We start from the raw sequence: 17,487 nt of genomic DNA on the forward strand, positions 1-17,487 counted from the left end.
TGCATTTGATTGAAGGGGGTTGCCCCGTTGCTTGTTGACACTCTATTCACAATCCTGTCGCAGGGATAGCGCAATATATCGAAGCCTATGTTCGAATTTTTTGAATAAGGCGCTGAAAGCGTCGATGTGGTACTCTATAGCAATCATTAAAAAGAGATTTTACCCGGCAGAGCACTGCCCATTAATGCTATGACAGAACAACAAAAAATCACCTTCCCGATGCTTCTGCAACAGCTTGATTCCCTGATGCTGCGCGATAAACAGCGGTTTTCACGCCGGCTGCACGGCGTGAAGAAGGTTAAAAATCCTGATGCACAACAGGCCATTTACCAGGAGATGGCTAAAGAGATTGAACAGGCGGCAGGGAAGGTTGTGCTGCGCGAAGCCGCACGTCCGGCGATTACCTACCCGGAAAACCTCCCCGTCAGCCAGAAAAAACAGGACATCCTTGAGGCCGTACGCGACCACCAGGTGGTGATTGTCGCGGGTGAAACCGGTTCGGGAAAAACCACCCAGCTGCCGAAAATCTGTATGGAGCTGGGACGCGGTCTAAAAGGGCTGATTGGACATACGCAGCCGCGTCGACTGGCGGCGCGCACCGTGGCGAACCGTATTGCCGAAGAGCTGCAGACGGAGCCGGGCGGCTGCATCGGTTACAAGGTGCGATTCAGCGACCACGTTAGTGATAACACCATGGTCAAGCTGATGACCGACGGTATTCTGCTGGCGGAAATTCAGCAGGATCGCCTGCTGATGCAGTACGACACCATCATCATTGACGAAGCGCACGAGCGCAGCCTGAACATCGACTTCCTGCTCGGCTACCTGAAAGAGCTGCTGCCGCGTCGCCCGGATCTGAAAATCATCATCACCTCCGCAACCATCGACCCGGAACGCTTCTCGAAGCATTTCAACAATGCGCCGATTATCGAGGTGTCAGGACGCACATATCCGGTTGAAGTGCGCTATCGCCCGATTGTGGAAGAGGCGGATGATACCGAGCGCGACCAGCTGCAGGCCATCTTCGACGCCGTTGACGAGCTGGGCAACGAAAGCGCGGGCGACATTCTGATCTTCATGAGCGGCGAGCGCGAGATCCGCGATACCGCCGATGCGCTCAGCAAGCGCGACCTGCGCCACACGGAGATCCTGCCGCTGTATGCCCGCCTGTCCAACAGCGAACAGAACCGCGTCTTCCAGCCGCACAGCGGACGCCGTATCGTTCTGGCGACCAACGTGGCGGAAACCTCGCTCACCGTGCCGGGGATTAAATACGTGATCGACCCGGGCACGGCGCGCATCAGCCGCTACAGCTACCGCACGAAGGTTCAGCGGCTGCCGATTGAGCCGGTCTCTCAGGCTTCTGCTAACCAGCGTAAAGGCCGCTGCGGCCGCGTGTCGGAAGGGATCTGTATTCGTCTCTATTCCGAAGATGATTTCCTGTCACGCCCTGAATTTACCGACCCGGAAATTCTGCGCACCAACCTGGCGTCCGTTATCCTGCAGATGACCGCGCTGGGGCTGGGCGACATCGCGGCGTTCCCGTTCGTCGAAGCGCCGGACAAGCGCAACATTCAGGACGGCGTACGTCTGCTGGAAGAGCTCGGCGCCATTACCACCGACGAACAGGCGAGCATCTATAAGCTGACGCCGCTGGGCCGCCAGCTCAGCCAGCTGCCGGTGGATCCGCGTCTGGCCCGTATGGTGCTGGAAGCGCAAAAGCACGGCTGCGTGCGCGAGGCGATGATCATTACCTCGGCGCTCTCCATCCAGGACCCGCGCGAGCGTCCGATGGACAAACAGCAGGCGTCTGACGAAAAGCATCGTCGCTTCCACGACAAAGAGTCCGACTTCCTCGCCTTCGTGAACCTGTGGAACTATCTCGGCGAGCAGCAGAAAGCGCTCTCCTCGAACCAATTCCGCCGCCAGTGCCGCGTGGATTTCCTCAACTATCTGCGCGTGCGCGAGTGGCAGGATATCTACACCCAGTTGCGCCAGGTGGTGAAAGAGCTGGGCATTCCGGTTAATAGTGAGCCGGCGGAGTACCGCGAAATTCACATCGCGCTGCTGACCGGCCTGTTGTCGCATATCGGGATGAAAGATGCGGACAAGCAGGAGTACACCGGCGCGCGCAACGCTCGCTTCTCCATCTTCCCTGGCTCCGGCTTGTTCAAGAAACCGCCGAAGTGGACCATGGTTGCCGAGCTGGTAGAAACCAGCCGCCTGTGGGGGCGCATTGCCGCGCGTATCGATCCGGAATGGGTCGAACCGGTGGCGCAGCACCTGCTGAAACGCTCGTACAGTGAACCGCACTGGGAACGCGCGCAGGGCGCGGTAATGGCGACCGAGAAAGTGACCGTTTACGGCCTGCCGGTGGTCGCCGCGCGTAAGGTTAACTACAGCCAGATCGATCCGGCACTCAGCCGCGAGCTGTTTATCCGCCACGCGCTGGTGGAGGGGGACTGGCAGACGCGTCACGCCTTCTTCCGTGAAAACCTGAAGCTGCGTGCCGAGGTGGAGGAGCTTGAACACAAGTCCCGCCGTCGCGATATTCTGGTGGACGATGAGGCGCTGTTTGAGTTTTACGACCAGCGCATCAGCCACGATGTTATCTCCGCCCGCCACTTCGACAGCTGGTGGAAAAAGGCCAGCAAAGAGACGCCGGACCTGCTCAACTTCGAAAAGAGCATGCTGATTAAAGAGGGGGCGGAGTCGGTCAGCAAGCTCGACTACCCGAACTTCTGGCATCAGGGAAACCTCAAGCTGCGGCTGACCTATCAGTTTGAACCGGGTGCCGACGCGGATGGCGTGACCGTTCATATTCCGCTGCCGCTGTTAAACCAGGTCGATGAGGGCGGCTTTGAGTGGCAAATCCCCGGCCTGCGCCGGGAGCTGGTGATTGCGCTGATCAAATCCCTGCCGAAACCGGTGCGCCGTAACTTTGTACCTGCGCCAAACTATGCGGAAGCGTTTTTGGGCCGCGTCACGCCGCTGGAGCTGCCGCTGCTGGACGCGCTGGAGCGCGAGTTCCGCCGCATGACCGGTACCACCATCGACCGCGAAGACTGGAACTGGGATCAGGTGCCCGATCACCTGAAAATCAGCTTCCGCGTAGTGGACGATAAAAACAAAAAGCTGCTGGAAGGGCGTTCGCTGAGCGAGCTGAAAGAGGCGCTGAAGGGGAAAGTTCAGGAGACGCTTTCTGCGGTGGCGGACGACGGTATCGAGCAAAGCGGGCTGCACATCTGGAGCTTTGGCCAGCTTCCGGAAAGCTACGAGCAGAAGCGCGGGAACTATAAGGTCAAGGCCTGGCCTGCGCTGGTGGACGAGCGCGACAGCGTGGCGATCAAACTCTTTGATAATCCGCAGGAACAGCAGCAGATGATGTGGCGCGGGCTGCGCCGCCTGCTGCTGCTGAACATCCCGTCGCCGATCAAGTATCTGCACGAGAAGCTGCCGAACAAGGCCAAGCTGGGGCTGTACTTTAACCCGTACGGCAAGGTGCTGGATCTGATTGACGACTGCATCTCCTGCGGCGTGGACAAGCTGATCCACGAGGCAGGCGGTCCGGTCTGGACGGAAGAGGGCTTTGCACAGCTTCATGAGAAGGTGCGCGCCGAGCTGAACGACACCGTAGTGGAGATTGCCAAACAGGTCGAGCAGATCCTCACTACTGTGTTCAATATCAACAAGCGCCTGAAGGGGCGCGTGGATATGACCATGGCGCTGGGGCTCTCGGACGTGAAGGCGCAGATGGCGGGGCTGGTGTACCGCGGCTTTGTCACCGGGAATGGCTTCGCACGCCTGGGTGACACCCTGCGTTATCTCCAGGCGATTGAAAAACGTCTGGAGAAAATGGCCATCGATCCGCACCGCGATCGCGCGCAGATGCTAAAGGTCGAAAGCGTGCAGCAGGCGTGGCAGCAGTGGCTAAACAAGCTGCCGCCGACGCGCCGCGACGATGAAGATGTGCAGGCGATCCGCTGGATGATCGAGGAGCTGCGCGTCAGCTTCTTTGCCCAGCAGCTCGGTACGCCGTATCCGATTTCGGATAAGCGTATTCTGCAGGCGATGGAGCAGATTTCCGCTTAAGCCCCGGTTTTCTCCCTCTCCCTGTGGGAGAGGGGCGGGGTGAGGGCATCAGGCCGCACAATTTTCACCCGTTCACAATTGCCAGCGTAAACCCATCCCATCCTTTAACCCCCACCGTCTGCAGCGCGGTGGCGGTTACGCGCGGGTTATCCCCAATCATCTCGATAAAACGCCGCACGCCCTGCACGCGCGCGTCGTCGCTTTCCCCGTTAATGACTTCGCCGTCGCGCACCACGTTATCGCCAATGATTATCGTGCCGGGACGGGAATAGTGCAGCGCCCACTCCAGATAGCCGGGATTGTTGGGCTTATCGGCATCGATAAAAATTAAATCGAACGGGGAAACGTCACCGAAATTCTCCAGCGAGTTCAGCGCCGGGCCTTCAATCAGTTCAATGCGATCGTTTAGCCCCGCGAGGTGAATATTCTGGCGGGCAACATTGGCATGCGTCGGGTCAGCCTCAAGCGTAATCAGCTTTCCATCCGGCGGCAGGGCGCGCGCCATCCAGATTGAGCTATAGGCACCCAGCGTACCGATCTCAAGTATCCGCCGCGCCTGCGTCATGCGTACGAACAGCGCCAGCAGCTGCCCCTGATTGGCCGCTACGTCGTGTTCGGGTAGCCCGGCGCGTTTGTTGTTTTCCAGTACCTGATGAAGTACGTCATCGTCAGGGATAAGCGAAGAAATCATGTAATTATCTACTGCAGACCATTGTTGTTGCATAGATTGACTCCTTGGATTTTTCTCCCTCTCCCTGTGGGAGAGGGTCGGGGTGAGGGCATCAGCGCGCAAGGCGGTTCATGCGTTCTGCCAGCCGCCGCCCAGCGCCCTGTACAAATCAATCTGCGCCAGCAGCAGGTTATTTTTCACCTGCACCACGCTGGTCTGGACCGAGTACAGCGTGCGCTGCGCGTCCAGCACGTCCAGATAAGAGGAGTAGCCGTTGCGATAGCGATTCTGGGCAATGCGCAGCGTCTCCTGGGCCACGTCCTGCTGGGCAAGCAGCTCCGTCAGCTGTTCCTGATAGCGCGTAATGGCATCAAGGCTGTTGTTCAACTCGGCAAACGCGTTACGCACGGTTTTTTCATAGGCGTACAGCGCCTGGTTACGCTGGGACTGGGAAATATCCACCTGCGCATTCAGCGCCTGGCGGTTAAGGAGCGGGGCGAGAATGCTGCCGCCTGCGCTCCAGAGCTGAAGCGGATTGTCCAGCAGGCCGGAAAGCGTACGATCCTGAATCGATCCGCTGGCGGTCAGGTTGATCGACGGCAGCAGGCTGGCGCGTGACGCGGCAAGCGAGGCGTCAGCCGCAACCAGCTGTCGCTCGGCCTGAACGATATCCGGCCTGCGATTCAGCAGCGTAGAAGGCAGCTGCGACGGCAGCGTGAGCGGCGTCAGCGCCGCAAAGCTTTCGCTGCGAGCCACCGCGCCGGGATTGCTTCCCAGCAGCAGGCTCAGGGCATTCTCCTGTTGCGCTATCTGATGCCGCAGCACGGGCACCTGCGCCCGCGTTGAGCGAAGCTCGGAATCCGACTGCATCAGCTCCAGGCGAGAGCTGTAGCCCGTCTCAAGCTGGCGTTTGGCGAGCTTAAACGCCTCTTCGCGTGATTTCAGCGTGGATTCGGTCACCCGCAGCTGTTCGTCAAGCGTGAGCAGGGTGACATACCCGGACGCAACGGAAGACGCGACGGTCAAATCCGCGGCGGCGGCGGCCGCTTTTTGCGCCTCCAGCGAGGCTTCGGCGGCATTGGACGTGCTGCGGTTGACGCCCCAGATATCAACATCATAGCTCGCCGTCAGGCTGCCTCTGTACAGCGTGCCGTAGACCGGCAGCCCGGTCGCGGCGGATTGCGACCGGGCGCGCGTCCCCGTTACGCCCGCGTCAAGGGACGGAAACAGGCTGCCGTCGGCAGCAAAGACCCGCGCCTGATACTCGTTAATTCGTTCGCGGGCAATCAGCACGTCGCTGTTGTTCTTAAGCGCCTGATCCACGTAGCGGTTGAGGTTGTTGTCATGAAAATTACGCCACCAGAGCTGCTCCGTCGGGCTGGCAGGACCGGCGTCAGCACGCCACTGGGCAGGAATTTGCAGCGTCGGTTGCGCCGGTTTGACATCGACGGACTGGCATCCGGCCAGCATGACCGCCAGCACCAGACCGGCTATCGGGCGAAGAGTCATTGCTTCGCCTCCCGCGTATCAATCGTCACCTGTACCGACATACCCGGACGCAGCAGTTTGTACGCGTCTTCTTCACCCAGCACCTCAATACGCACCGGAATACGCTGGGCGATTTTGACAAAGTTGCCGGTAGCGTTGTCCGGCGTGATGGCGCTGAATTCAACCCCGGTCGCCGGGGAGATGCTCTCCACGCGGCCCTGATACGCCTTGTTGTTTAAGGCATCGACGGTGAATTTCACTGGCTGGCCGACGCGCAGCTCCGCCAGCTGGGTCTCTTTGATGTTGGCGATCACCCAGTGCTGAGGCGGCACAAGGGTAGTGAGGTGCGTTCCGGCGGTCACATACGCCCCGAGACGCACGGCAATCTGGCCGAGCTGGCCATCGCGCGGGGCGATAATGCGGGTGTTTTGCAGGTCAATCTGCGCCAGCTCCAGCGCCGCTTTGGCGTTTTCAACATCCGCCTCCAGCGCACCGCGGTTCACAATCACCGTCTGCAGATCCTGACGTGACATCTCAAGCGTGGCTTTCGCCTGGTCGATGTCGGCGCTGCCCTGGGCGGCGCTGGCCAGCGCGGCATCACGTTCTCGAATGGAAAGCGACCCGTCTGCCGTCAGATCCTTCACGCGCTTTAGATCCGCCTGGGTTTTCAGGCTCTGGGCGCGGGCATTTTTCAGCGCGGCGTCATTTTTGGCGATGGTCGCTTCGGCGCTTTTACGCTGCTGCAGGTTGTTATTCAGGGCGGCAATTTTCATCGCCAGTTGTGCCTCGGCCTGATGGACGCGCTGACGATAGATCCGGTCGTCGATCTGCAACAGCAGGTCACCTTTTTTGACCTGCACAAAGTCCTGAACCTTCACCTCGGTGATATAGCCGTTAACCTGGGGGCTGATGAACGTCGTCTGACCGCGCACGTAGGCGTTGTCGGTAAACTGCGCGTGGCGGGTAAACGGCGGCAGCTGCCATGCATAAAGGATCACCAGTACGCCGACAATACCGATGGCGGCAGCGGTAAAAACGGACACAATGCGCACATTTTTGCGGGTGTTGGCCTGCTCTTTGGCGGCATCCTGCTGACTCATAAATTCTCCAGAAATAATTCAATTATTTGTTGCCGGTGGCGTTCTTCAGCGCCATACGGGCAGTGATGCGCAGGCGCAGCAAGCGCCATAAGATCCAGACCAGCGTGGCGGCGGCAATGCTCGCCGTCAGAAGATAAGTATCGTTGTAAGCCAGAATGTTTGCCTCAAGGGTGGTCACCGCCTGTAGCTGAGTAATGGCCTGCGTTCCCAGCAGCGAGCTGTCGCCAATCAGGCTTTTATACATCTGGATATATAGCTGTATCCGCTCGTTGACCAGCGGGTTGAGCGTGGTGAGCTGATCCGCCAGCAGGCTGGAGTGGTACTTCTCGCGCCAGGTCTGGAAGGTGCCGAGAATCGCCGACCCCAGCAGGCCGCCGAGGTTCTGGCTCATACCGAACATGACCGAGAAGCTGACCAGGTTACGCGGGTCGGCGATCACCCCGCCAATGGCGGCCAGCATGGCGGGTGCCAGGAAGAAGGCGCTGCCGAAGCCAAGCAGGAACTGGCTGACCATCAGCTGATCCGGGCGGGTCAGGTTGTTGGACTGGCTGTCCAGCAGCGAGGCAACAATCATCAGCGCCAGAGAGGTGATGATCGGCCACGCAAGTTTCGTCGGCTTGATGGTGAGACAGCTGGTGACGATCCCGCAGACGATCCCGGCGAAAATGGACCACGCCAGGTGGGTCATCTGCTCGTTCTGCAACCCCACGTACTGCAGCCAGCCGATGACGCCGGTGTTTTGCTCCGCCAGCACGATGCGGATCAGCAGCATGATCAGCCCCAGACGGACGATGCTGCCGCTCGACAGCCAGCGGGTGTTCAGCAGCGGGTTGCTGCGGTTATGTTCAAACACGATGGCGGAAACAATGAGCACCAGCGATAGCGCCAGCGACCAGCCGATCCACGGCGCCTCGAACCACCATTCAAGGCGGCCTAACGAGAGCACGGCGCAGAGCAGGGCCATACCAGGAGCCAGTAAAAAGAAGGTGATGAAGTCTTTCTTCTCAAAGACCTTGCGCCGATCCCCCGGCGGCAGCTTTAAGGCTATCACGCAGGCAAGGGAGATCAGCGCCAGCCCGAGCTCGAAGAAATAGAGCCCACGCCATTCGTCCAGCTGTAGCAGTTCGGTGGAAAAGAGACGCGCCAGCGGAATAGCGAGCGACGATCCGGTGATGCCGATGGTGAGCGCCTTCAGGCGGTGCTTCGCAGGCCAGGCCTGTATTTGATAATAAATCCCCAGCGAGCTGAGCGCCGCGGCCACCATCCCGTGCGCGGCGCGCACCATCAGCGCCGAGCTGAGATCGTTAACGAACAGGTGGAAAAAGGTGACCAGTACGTACAGCACCAAAAAACCTTCCGTAAAGGCGCGCAGGCCGTACTGCTGGCGGAATTTGACCAGCAGCAGGTTGATGGAGATGTTGGTCATCACATAGACCGCGGGTAGCCAGGCGATTTCGGTCGACCAGGCCCCGAAGGTTCCCTGCAGGTTTTGCAGGTTGGCGGTCACCACCGCATTTCCCAGCGCCCCCGTCAGACATACCAGCAGGCCAACGACGCCGTAGGCGATGCGTTTTGGCGTACTGTGCTCCGGGGTGGAAGGTGAACCCAGCAGGGCGGGTTTCTCATGTGGCTGCCACTCGCGAGGAGCATAAGGGTCGCGTTCGGGCAGGCGCATAACGTCATTACCTTAGAAATAATTGAATAATTAGCGGGCTGGCGATTCTACGTCTGCCGCAAATGATAATTCAAGTGAATATGATTTACGCATGTTAATCAAATGTAGAAGAAAAATTTAAGTAAAAAGAGCGGCCCGGGGGACGGGCCGGGAAAGGTCAGAGACGTTCGGGCTGCGCCTGGATGAGTGTTGCACGCTTGACGCGGCTGGCGCAGAAGATCGCGATTAAGGAGATGACCACCGTGACGGCAAGATACCAGGCCACCGGAACCCAGTCGCCGTCATATTTTGCCAGCAGGCCGGTGGCAATCAGCGGGGCAGTACCGCCAGCCAGCGCGGCACCGAGCTGATAACCGAGCGTAATGCCGGTGTAGCGTACGTTTGCGCTAAAGATTTCAGAGCACAGCGTGCCGAGTACCGCCGTTACCGGTGCCCACAGCACGCCAAAGGCGATGACCGTTGCGAGCACGATGCCCCAGGTTGTACCGGTATTGAGCAACATAAACCACGGCACGATAAACAAACCGAGGATAAAGACGCTTGTGGCATACATACGCTGACGGCCAATTTTATCCGAGAGCAGCCCCATTAACGGAATCATTATCGTAGCCACCAGGGCTCCCAGCGTCACGGCCTCCAGCGCCTGCGATTTTTGATAGGTCAGCGTGCTGGTGGCGTAACTCACCACAAACGTAGAGAAAATATAGAACGGCGCGGTTTCCACGACTTTGAGACCGGCGGCAATCAGCACTTCACGCCAGTGGTGCTTCAGCGTATCGCGCAGGGGAGCCTTAGCCACCTGACCGGACGCTTTGACTTTCTTAAAATCAGGCGTTTCATCGATATCTTTGCGGATCCACAGGCCAAGCAACACCAGAACCGAACTCAGCAGGAACGGGATGCGCCAGCCCCAGGAGAGGAAATCTTCCTCACTGAAAAGCGTCATCAGCGAAACGATAAAGGTCGCCATCAGCATGCCGATGGTCACGCCCGCCTGTGGAATGCTGCCGAAGAAGCCTTTACGTTTTTCGGGCGCGTATTCGTAGGCCAGCAACAGCGCGCCGCCCCATTCACCGCCTATGCCCATCCCCTGAATAATACGCATCAGGATCAGCAGAGCGGGCGCCCACAGGCCAATCATGTCATACGTTGGGAGCAGGCCGATCATGACGGTTGCACCTCCCATCAAAGAGAGGGTAAGTACAAGGGTTTTTTTACGGCCAATGCGGTCGCCGATATGGGCGAAAAGTACCCCGCCAATCGGACGGATAAAAAAGGTTAATGAGAAAGAGAGATACGAGAGAATGAGCCCGATCACCGGATCGACCATCGGGAAAAAGATCTTATTAAAGACCAGCGCGGCCGCCGTACCGTAGAGAAAATAGTCAAACCATTCAATGGCGCTCCCGGTAAGGCTGGCGATTAACACCTTCTTATTTTTTCGTAATACCGTCGTCGTACTTTCATGTTCTGTCATGACCTGAAACCCCGCCACGTTGATGATGTATGAGGTGTCACCTGGCGCGCTTCAGGTGCAACCCGTGATGATGAAAAAGGTTGTCAAATTGTTAAGCAACTTAGGGTCGGATGTTGTATTTGGCAAGCACAGGGGGGTGGAAACTGGTCAGATCACGGTGAAATAAGCAGCGTTGGGTGCTTTTCCATGACGCCTGTACAATACAATGTTTTGTAAGGCTGGAAATCAAAAGCATAATAGGCAGGTGCAACCTGATGATTTTTGGATGTTTCTGGTTATTTCAGAAAAACGATAAATTCGGCGATTCAACAACATGAGGAGTTGACCATGGTTCAGCCCCATTTTCCCATTCTGGCGGATGCCACGCTGGCGGCCATCAATACTGTCGGCGCATGGCTGGCGCAGGACGACCTGAGCGAGACCCGTCAGCCCCCGGCGGTCGATGTGGTGATTCTGGCTGGCAACGCGGTGATCCCGACCATTGACGCGGCCTGCCGTGTTGCCTTTCAGAAAAACGTGCCGCTTCTGATCAGCGGCGGCATCGGCCATTCGACCACGTTTTTATATGAAGCGATCCGCAACCACCCGCGTTATCACACTCTGTCGGTCGCGGGGCGGGCGGAAGCAAGCATTCTTGCCGACGTTGCGCGGGAGTTCTGGCAGATCCCCGATGAGCGCGTGTGGATTGAAGATCGCTCCACCAACTGCGGTGAAAATGCACGTTTTAGCTGGAACATGCTGAAAGAGCGTCAGCGGACAAGCGGGCACATGCTGGTGGTGCAGGACCCGACGATGCAGCGCCGCACGATGGCAACCTTTGCCCGCGTGTGCCGCGATGAGCCCGCGCCACCGCAGTGGATAAGCCATCCCGGATTTACGCCGATGCTGCAAAACGGAAAAGAGGGCGTGGAATTTAGCGAGGACACCGCCGGGCTGTGGCCCGTTGACCGCTATCTTTCACTGGTTATGGGTGAGCTGCCGCGGCTGTATGATGACGTTAACGGCTATGGCCCGGCCGGGCGTGATTATATCGCTCACGTTGAGTTCCCAGAGGTCGTCACCGCCGCATGGAGACGGTTACAACAGGACCCGATCCTGAAGGGCGCACGTAAAATAATCTGAGCACGGAACAATCCCCTCGCCCCTTTGGGGAGAGGGTTAGGATGAGGGGTAGGGTTGGAAATTCACAGCGCCGCAAACTTATCCAGCGTGCGCACCAGCTGGGTCACAAAACCATATTCGTTGTCATACCAGGCCACGGCTTTCACCAGCTGCAGATCTCCCGCTTCTGACACTTCCGTCTGCGTGGCGTCGAAGACCGAACCATAGTGCGAGCCAACCACATCGGACGAGACAATCTCCTCATCCGTATACCCAAACGATTTATTCCCCTGGGTCGCCTTTTTCAGCGCGGCGTTGATCTCCTCGACCGTCACCTTTTTACCCAGGATCGCTACCAGCTCGGTAACGGAGCCGGTTTTCACCGGCACGCGCTGGGCGTGGCCTTTCAGTTTGCCGCTGAGCGCGGGGATCACCAGACCGATGGCTTTCGCCGCACCGGTGGTATGCGGAATAATATTTTCTGCCGCCGCCCGCGAGGCGCGGAGGTCTTTCCCGCGCGGCCCATCCACCAGCGCCTGGGTGCCGGTGTAGGCATGAATGGTGGTCATAGTGCCCACTTTAATTTCAAACGCGTCGTTCAGGGCTTTTGCCAGCGGAGCGAGGCAGTTGGTGGTGCAGGACGCGACGGAAATAATGGTATCGCTGGCGTCAATGGTGTCGTCATTCACGCTGTAGACGATGGTTTTCATCTCACCCGCAGGTGCCGAGATCAGCACTTTCTTCGCTCCGGCGTCCAGGTGCGCCCGCGATTTCTCTTCTGAGGTATAAAAGCCGGTGCACTCCACGACGATATCCACGCCCGCGGCTTTCCACGGAATGTGCTTTGCCTCTTTTTCGGCGTACACCGCGATGGTTTTACCGTCGACGATCAGCGCATCCTCGGTGAAGTCCACGCTCCACGGGAAGCCACCGTAGTTGGAATCATGCCTGAGCAGGTAGGCCAGGACTTTCGGGGAGGTAAGGTCGTTGATGGCGACGACGGTATTGCTGTCCTGGGTTTCAAGAAGGCGGCGCAGCACAAGGCGTCCAATGCGTCCAAATCCGTTAATGCCAATTTTACTCATGATGTTCTCCTGTGAACGTGTCGATACGACAGTTTGAACTCATCCAGGCTTAGACCATCACGGGCAGGGCGGCAATTGAAGATACTTCATACGACGGGATGTATTTGAAAAACCATACAGAAAAGTTAATGAATTTTTAAGGAAAGGAGATTATGTTGGCGCGGTGACTGTTTTTTTTCAGGAAATCCCATGCGCACTAAATATACAAGCCTGCAAATCACGATTCACTGGCTGGTGTTTTTGTTAATCGTCATCGCATACAGCGCGATGGAATTCAGAGGCTTTTTCCCGCGTACTGACCGTCCGCTTATAAACATGATCCACGTTTCCTGCGGGATCTCGGTTCTGGTGCTGATGGTGGCGCGATTGCTGCTCCGCCTCAAGTTTCCCGCACCGCCCATTCAGCCGAAACCCAAAGCGATGATCACCGGTATGTCTCACCTTGGGCATCTGATTGTCTATCTGCTGTTTATTGCGCTGCCGCTGATTGGCATTGTGATGATGTATAACCGCGGAAACGACTGGTTCGCCTTCGGTCTGGCGATGCCGCACGCGGCGGAGGGGAATTTTGACCTGGTGGATGTGCTGAAGGAGTGGCATGAGACGCTGGCAAACCTGGGCTATTTCGTGATTGGTCTGCACGCGGCGGCGGCGCTGATGCATCACTATTTCTGGAAAGATAATACTCTTCTGCGCATGATGCCGAAAAAGCGTCAGTAGTGCTGAAACATTGTCGCCGCCTTTCTTGCCCGGCGGCGCTTCGCTTGCACGGGCCTACAAACGGCTCTGAATCGTAGGCCGGGATCGCTACGCGTCACCCGGCTTGTTTTTTAACCCAGCAGCGCGCGCTCTTCATCAGTTAATGCCAGCGTCTGCGTTGACCCCGTGTCTGACGATATCACCGCCGCTTCCAGAACAGCCATGACCGCTAACGCCTCGACAGGATGGACAGGATTGGTGATTTTCCCGAGTAGTGCATCACGTACGTTGACGTAATACTGGCGCTGATCGCCTTTCGGGGTCGGGATCGCCTGCGGTTCGCCGTCAGCCCCAAAGAACACCAGACTGTCGTCGTCTTCGCCCCAGGCGTCGCTGCCGGGGATCACGCCAGCAAGCAGCTGCGCTTCCTGCTGGTCGATTCTGGCTTTCACCACGCTGCCTTTGTCGCCATGGACGGTAAAGCGCGCCGTACCGCCAGCCACCAGCATGCTGGCGTGCAGAACCACCTTATGTTCCGGGTAATTTAAGACCACGTGCGCCCAGTCGTTAATCTCTGCACCGTCGCGCAGCGTTGCGATATTTCCCTGCACAGACTCTGGCAGGCTAAACAGCTGAAGCGTCTGGTCGATCAGGTGCGGCCCCAGGTCAAACCACAGGCCGCTGCCGGGCACGTTCTGCTCGCGCCAGCGCACGCGCACTTCCGGGCGGAAGCGGTCAATATGCGACTCCAGATGCTTAACCTTGCCGAGCGTACCCTGCTCGATAATTTGCTTAATGCCGAGGAAATCGCTGTCCCAGCGACGGTTGTGGAAAACGGAGAGCAGAAGCTGCTTTTCATCCGCCAGGGCAATCAGGTCCCGGGCTTCCTGCATATCGAGGGTGAAAGGCTTATCCACGACCACGTGTTTACCCGAGTTCAGGGCCAGCGTCGCCAGCGGCGCGTGGGTGGCGTTAGGGGAGGCAATCACCACCAGGTCGATATCGGGATGCTGAATGGCCTCTTCCGGGGTTGCCACCACCTGTACGTCCGGCAGATCGCGTTTAACCTTCTCTTCATCACGGGAAGAGACCACCGCCAGCTTAAGCCCGTCCACGGACTGAATCAGCGGGGCATGGAACGTTTTCCCCACAAATCCATACCCGATCAGCGCAATGTTGATTGTTTGAACTTTACTCATGACCTTCTCCACGTTAATTCACGCACACCGTGACCTGCAATGCGCCTGGGTCCCCAAGTTCAGGCCAGGGACGATCTAAAAAGAGTTGATGAATGTCGGTTAACCCGGAGACCAGATACGGTTCGCAGCGGTTAACCTTCAGGTGATCGGCGACAATCCAGCCTGCCTGGCTGGCGGCGAGCATCGCGCGTTTTACCTCGGCATCCGCTTCTTTACCGGCGCTCAAACCGAGTTCGGCATGAAGGGCGCACGCCCCAAGAATGGCGATATCTGCCCGATAGCGGGACAGCAGGGACAAGGTGGCGCTTCCGGCAAACAGGCGCTGCTTCCGGTCCCAGTTTCCGCCGAGCAGAACAAGCTCTATGTCCTCCCGGTCACTAAAATGCTGGGCGATATCCAGCGAGGTAGTTATCACGGTGTGAGGCCCCTGTAGAAAAGTGGCCACGGCCATCACCGTGCTGCCGGCATCCAGAAACAGGGTGGAACCCGGCGGAACCGCCTGCGCAACCCGTTTCCCGAGGTGCTGCTTGGTTTCCGGCAGCAGGGTATTGCGGCCCTGACGATTCATGGCCGAAAGATTTAGCGCAATTGCCCCGCCGTGATTCTTCTGGGCAAGGCCCTGATTTTCCAGATCGGTTAGATCCCGACGAATAGTATCCGCTGAAACCTGCAGCTTTTCTGCCAGTTCGGTGATGCTGGCCTGACCTTGTTCACTCAGAATATCAAGGACATAGCGTTGACGTGCGGTTTTGTGCATGGCAGTAATCCTGCAAAATGTCGCAATAGTTTGCATAATACAGCATTTTAAAGCAGAGGGAAGGGTGAGAATGGAATCGCAATGACGACGAGAGAAATCGTTCAGATAGGTGATTATTGAAATTATATTAAACAGATATCATTAAGCCGTTCTGAATGTTAACCAGAGTGTTACTGTTTTGTTTTTATTAATGATTTGGATTATGTAACCAGTGTGCAACCCTTAATGGGATTAATGTTCTGATAAAAACAACATTGATAGAATTTAATCTCTTACATTAGTTTTTTAATGGAATTTAATGTCAGCATAAGTGTGTTGGTTACTTAAATTGACACTTCTTTGAAAATCTTTGTGTCTGACCCGCCAAGAAATTAACGCAAAAATGTACGCAGAGGAGATTAAGAATTTTCCTTAAATAACAGAGGGTTTTGATGTTTCATCTGAAAGGCCATTTTCGGAGTTTTGTCCAGAAACCCCATGTTTTTTCTTATTTGTAACACCGCATTAACATTACGGGTGTAGTGGCCTATACCACATTTTGTTATGCTGCAAATCAACTTAAGAAATAAGTAAATTCTTAATTTTAATAAGACGAAGGCGCTTCTCATCTCCAATGGAAATGGGTATGGGACGTTTTACCTGAAATTCAGTGAGGGAGCGAAAAAGATATTTGTCTAATTATCTATACCTCTTTTTGGGTAATTGTTTTGAGTATCACTCAGAGTCAGGGAGATAAAAATGACGATATTTCACAAGCCTGTGTCACGCCAATTTATAGCTGCGCTGGCATTAATTTCACTAGCCATTAATACGGCTTACGCCAATAGTCGCCAGGTGGGTATTGCCCCGGTGGCAACGACAACCTTAAAAGAAAGTATCCTTTTTGCTATCGATCGCGACCCCTCAGTTAGCCAGCAGGCCGCGCAATTAGGTATTGGTCAGGCACAAATAGATGAGGCGCGCAGCGGCTGGATGCCGCAAATAGCCTTAAACGGGAGCACGGGGCACAGCCAGACCACCGATTCCAGCGGTTCGCTGAAGAATTCTGCGGCCTGGGGGCTGAGCCTTACCCAGCTGATATACGATTTTGGCAAGACCAACAACAGCATCAGCCAGTCTTCCGCCCGGCGCGATAGCTACCGCTATCAGCTCATGAGCACACTTTCTGATGTGGCGGAAAAAACGGCGCTCGGCTACGTGGAGGTTAAACGCTATTCCGACCTGTTACAGGCGGCAAAAGATAACGTTCAGGCGCTGAAAAACGTGGAGCAGCTGGCCAAACTGCGCGCCGATGCGGGCGTGAGTTCTACCTCCGATGAGCTCCAGACCCGCACGCGGATTGCCGGCATGCAGGCGACGGTGGCGCAGTATAACGCCGCGTTGAACAGCGCCCGCGCGCGGCTCGCGGTATTAACCGGGATGCAGGCGGATAACTATTCGCCGGTACCCGCAAACCTTGCGGTTGAGCCGGATTCGCTCAACCGCATTGATTATTCGTTGATACCGGCGGTAATGGCTGCGCAAAACATGGAACGTTCTGCCCAGTATGGCGTTGAAACGGCGAAGTCCCAGCACTGGCCAACCCTGAGCCTGAAAGGGGGACGCACGCGTTACGAATCGGACAACCGTTCCTACTGGGACGACCAGATCCAGCTCAATATCGATGCACCGCTTTATCAGGGCGGCGCGGTATCCGCACGCGTGCGGCAGGCTGAAGGCGCACGGGCGATGGCGTCCTCTCAGGTCGATCAGGCGCGTTTCGACGTGCTGCAAAAGGCCTCCGTCGCACAGGCTGACTGGACCGGCGCACGGGGAAGAATGGAGGCCGGGAAGCGGCAGCTGGAAAACGCGCTGCGGGCCCGCGAGGTTTATAAAAATGAATACACCCTGAGCAAGCGGAGCATTAATGATTTGCTCAGCGTTGAGCAGGATGTCTGGCAGGCCACGTCGGCGAAAATAATTGCCGAGTATGATGGCTGGAGTTCGGCAATTAATTATGCTTCCGCGGTTGATAATTTAATGCCGCTTATTGGAATAGAGAAAAACGCTGCCGCAAAATTACCCGATTTGAGTTAACAAAAGCCACGCATAGCTGCGCGAAATAAGTCTGAAAATAATCGGTGTTTTTTCCCAGGGATAGCTAC

The 17,487-nt window shown here is 56.8% G+C and carries 12 protein-coding genes; 4 read left to right on the top strand and 8 right to left on the bottom strand.

The genetic code is table 11. The features are described 5' to 3' along the window. Positions 1-189 precede the first annotated feature (189 nt). Entirely contained in the window at positions 190-4,092 is a 3,903-nt protein-coding gene (hrpA, locus tag AB8818_RS02000; protein WP_163329263.1) for an ATP-dependent RNA helicase HrpA, read from the top strand. 64 nt (positions 4,093-4,156) lie between these two features. Here hrpA and AB8818_RS02005 read toward each other — a convergent pair whose 3' ends face one another. The 5 genes from AB8818_RS02005 to AB8818_RS02025 form a co-directional block, all read right to left on the bottom strand. Next, the gene (locus AB8818_RS02005) at positions 4,157-4,816 is read right to left on the bottom strand and encodes an O-methyltransferase (RefSeq protein WP_116340059.1); all 660 of its coding nucleotides are present in this window, start codon (positions 4,814-4,816) and stop codon (positions 4,157-4,159) included. A gap of 75 nt (positions 4,817-4,891) precedes the next feature. Further along, positions 4,892-6,271: an efflux transporter outer membrane subunit gene (locus AB8818_RS02010; protein WP_192982436.1), complete on the bottom strand. Its 1,380-nt coding sequence runs from the start codon at positions 6,269-6,271 to the stop codon at positions 4,892-4,894. After that, on the bottom strand, positions 6,268-7,350 hold the full coding sequence (locus tag AB8818_RS02015) for an HlyD family secretion protein (RefSeq protein ID WP_116340055.1): 1,083 nt from the start codon (positions 7,348-7,350) through the stop codon (positions 6,268-6,270). Before AB8818_RS02015 ends, AB8818_RS02010 begins: the two co-directional genes overlap by 4 nt. Before the next feature lie 22 nt (positions 7,351-7,372). Then, positions 7,373-9,025, bottom strand: a complete 1,653-nt coding sequence (locus AB8818_RS02020; RefSeq protein WP_371199735.1) for an MFS transporter — start codon at positions 9,023-9,025, stop codon at positions 7,373-7,375. 157 nt (positions 9,026-9,182) lie between these two features. After that, a complete protein-coding gene (locus AB8818_RS02025; RefSeq protein WP_116341129.1) occupies positions 9,183-10,502 on the bottom strand; it encodes an MFS transporter in 1,320 nt (439 codons plus the stop codon). A 327-nt stretch (positions 10,503-10,829) separates the two neighbouring features. Between AB8818_RS02025 and AB8818_RS02030 the strand changes: the two genes are divergently transcribed. Beyond that, on the top strand, positions 10,830-11,624 hold the full coding sequence (locus tag AB8818_RS02030) for a YdcF family protein (protein ID WP_192982432.1): 795 nt from the start codon (positions 10,830-10,832) through the stop codon (positions 11,622-11,624). A gap of 62 nt (positions 11,625-11,686) precedes the next feature. Here AB8818_RS02030 and gap read toward each other — a convergent pair whose 3' ends face one another. Then, positions 11,687-12,688 (bottom strand): type I glyceraldehyde-3-phosphate dehydrogenase, encoded by a 1,002-nt coding sequence (gene gap, locus AB8818_RS02035; RefSeq protein ID WP_166711064.1) that lies wholly within the window; start codon positions 12,686-12,688, stop codon positions 11,687-11,689. Between the two features lie 189 nt (positions 12,689-12,877). Between gap and cybB the strand changes: the two genes are divergently transcribed. Then, positions 12,878-13,408, top strand: coding sequence for a cytochrome b561 (gene cybB, locus AB8818_RS02040; protein ID WP_192982431.1), 531 nt, complete (start codon positions 12,878-12,880; stop codon positions 13,406-13,408). Between the two features lie 110 nt (positions 13,409-13,518). Here the strand turns inward: cybB and AB8818_RS02045 are convergent, their stop codons facing one another. Together AB8818_RS02045 and AB8818_RS02050 are read right to left on the bottom strand one after the other, a co-directional pair. Then, on the bottom strand, positions 13,519-14,586 hold the full coding sequence (locus tag AB8818_RS02045) for an oxidoreductase (protein ID WP_192982428.1): 1,068 nt from the start codon (positions 14,584-14,586) through the stop codon (positions 13,519-13,521). A 13-nt stretch (positions 14,587-14,599) separates the two neighbouring features. Further along, on the bottom strand, positions 14,600-15,343 hold the full coding sequence (locus AB8818_RS02050) for a DeoR/GlpR family DNA-binding transcription regulator (protein WP_192982426.1): 744 nt from the start codon (positions 15,341-15,343) through the stop codon (positions 14,600-14,602). A 738-nt stretch (positions 15,344-16,081) separates the two neighbouring features. On the opposite strand from AB8818_RS02050, the gene AB8818_RS02055 reads away from it, so the two are divergent. After that, the gene (locus AB8818_RS02055; protein WP_116340041.1) at positions 16,082-17,419 is read left to right on the top strand and encodes a TolC family outer membrane protein; all 1,338 of its coding nucleotides are present in this window, start codon (positions 16,082-16,084) and stop codon (positions 17,417-17,419) included. Positions 17,420-17,487 lie beyond the last annotated feature (68 nt).

This window comes from Enterobacter sp. KB-280D8, from assembly GCF_041399405.1.
Classification (GTDB): Bacteria; Pseudomonadota; Gammaproteobacteria; order Enterobacterales; family Enterobacteriaceae; genus Enterobacter; species Enterobacter cloacae_N.

What these genes read in the sequence shown, in the direction of transcription:
- AB8818_RS02055 (WP_116340041.1), top strand. Translation starts at nt 16,082, where the DNA reads ATGACGATATTTCACAAGCCTGTGTCACGCCAATTTATAGCTGCGCTG.
- AB8818_RS02050 (WP_192982426.1), bottom strand. Translation starts at nt 15,343, where the DNA reads ATGCACAAAACCGCACGTCAACGCTATGTCCTTGATATTCTGAGTGAA.
- AB8818_RS02045 (WP_192982428.1), bottom strand. Translation starts at nt 14,586, where the DNA reads ATGAGTAAAGTTCAAACAATCAACATTGCGCTGATCGGGTATGGATTT.
- AB8818_RS02010 (WP_192982436.1), bottom strand. Translation starts at nt 6,271, where the DNA reads ATGACTCTTCGCCCGATAGCCGGTCTGGTGCTGGCGGTCATGCTGGCC.
- hrpA (WP_163329263.1), top strand. Translation starts at nt 190, where the DNA reads ATGACAGAACAACAAAAAATCACCTTCCCGATGCTTCTGCAACAGCTT.
- AB8818_RS02015 (WP_116340055.1), bottom strand. Translation starts at nt 7,350, where the DNA reads ATGAGTCAGCAGGATGCCGCCAAAGAGCAGGCCAACACCCGCAAAAAT.
- gap (WP_166711064.1), bottom strand. Translation starts at nt 12,688, where the DNA reads ATGAGTAAAATTGGCATTAACGGATTTGGACGCATTGGACGCCTTGTG.
- AB8818_RS02020 (WP_371199735.1), bottom strand. Translation starts at nt 9,025, where the DNA reads ATGCGCCTGCCCGAACGCGACCCTTATGCTCCTCGCGAGTGGCAGCCA.
- AB8818_RS02030 (WP_192982432.1), top strand. Translation starts at nt 10,830, where the DNA reads ATGGTTCAGCCCCATTTTCCCATTCTGGCGGATGCCACGCTGGCGGCC.
- AB8818_RS02025 (WP_116341129.1), bottom strand. Translation starts at nt 10,502, where the DNA reads ATGACAGAACATGAAAGTACGACGACGGTATTACGAAAAAATAAGAAG.
- AB8818_RS02005 (WP_116340059.1), bottom strand. Translation starts at nt 4,816, where the DNA reads ATGCAACAACAATGGTCTGCAGTAGATAATTACATGATTTCTTCGCTT.
- cybB (WP_192982431.1), top strand. Translation starts at nt 12,878, where the DNA reads ATGCGCACTAAATATACAAGCCTGCAAATCACGATTCACTGGCTGGTG.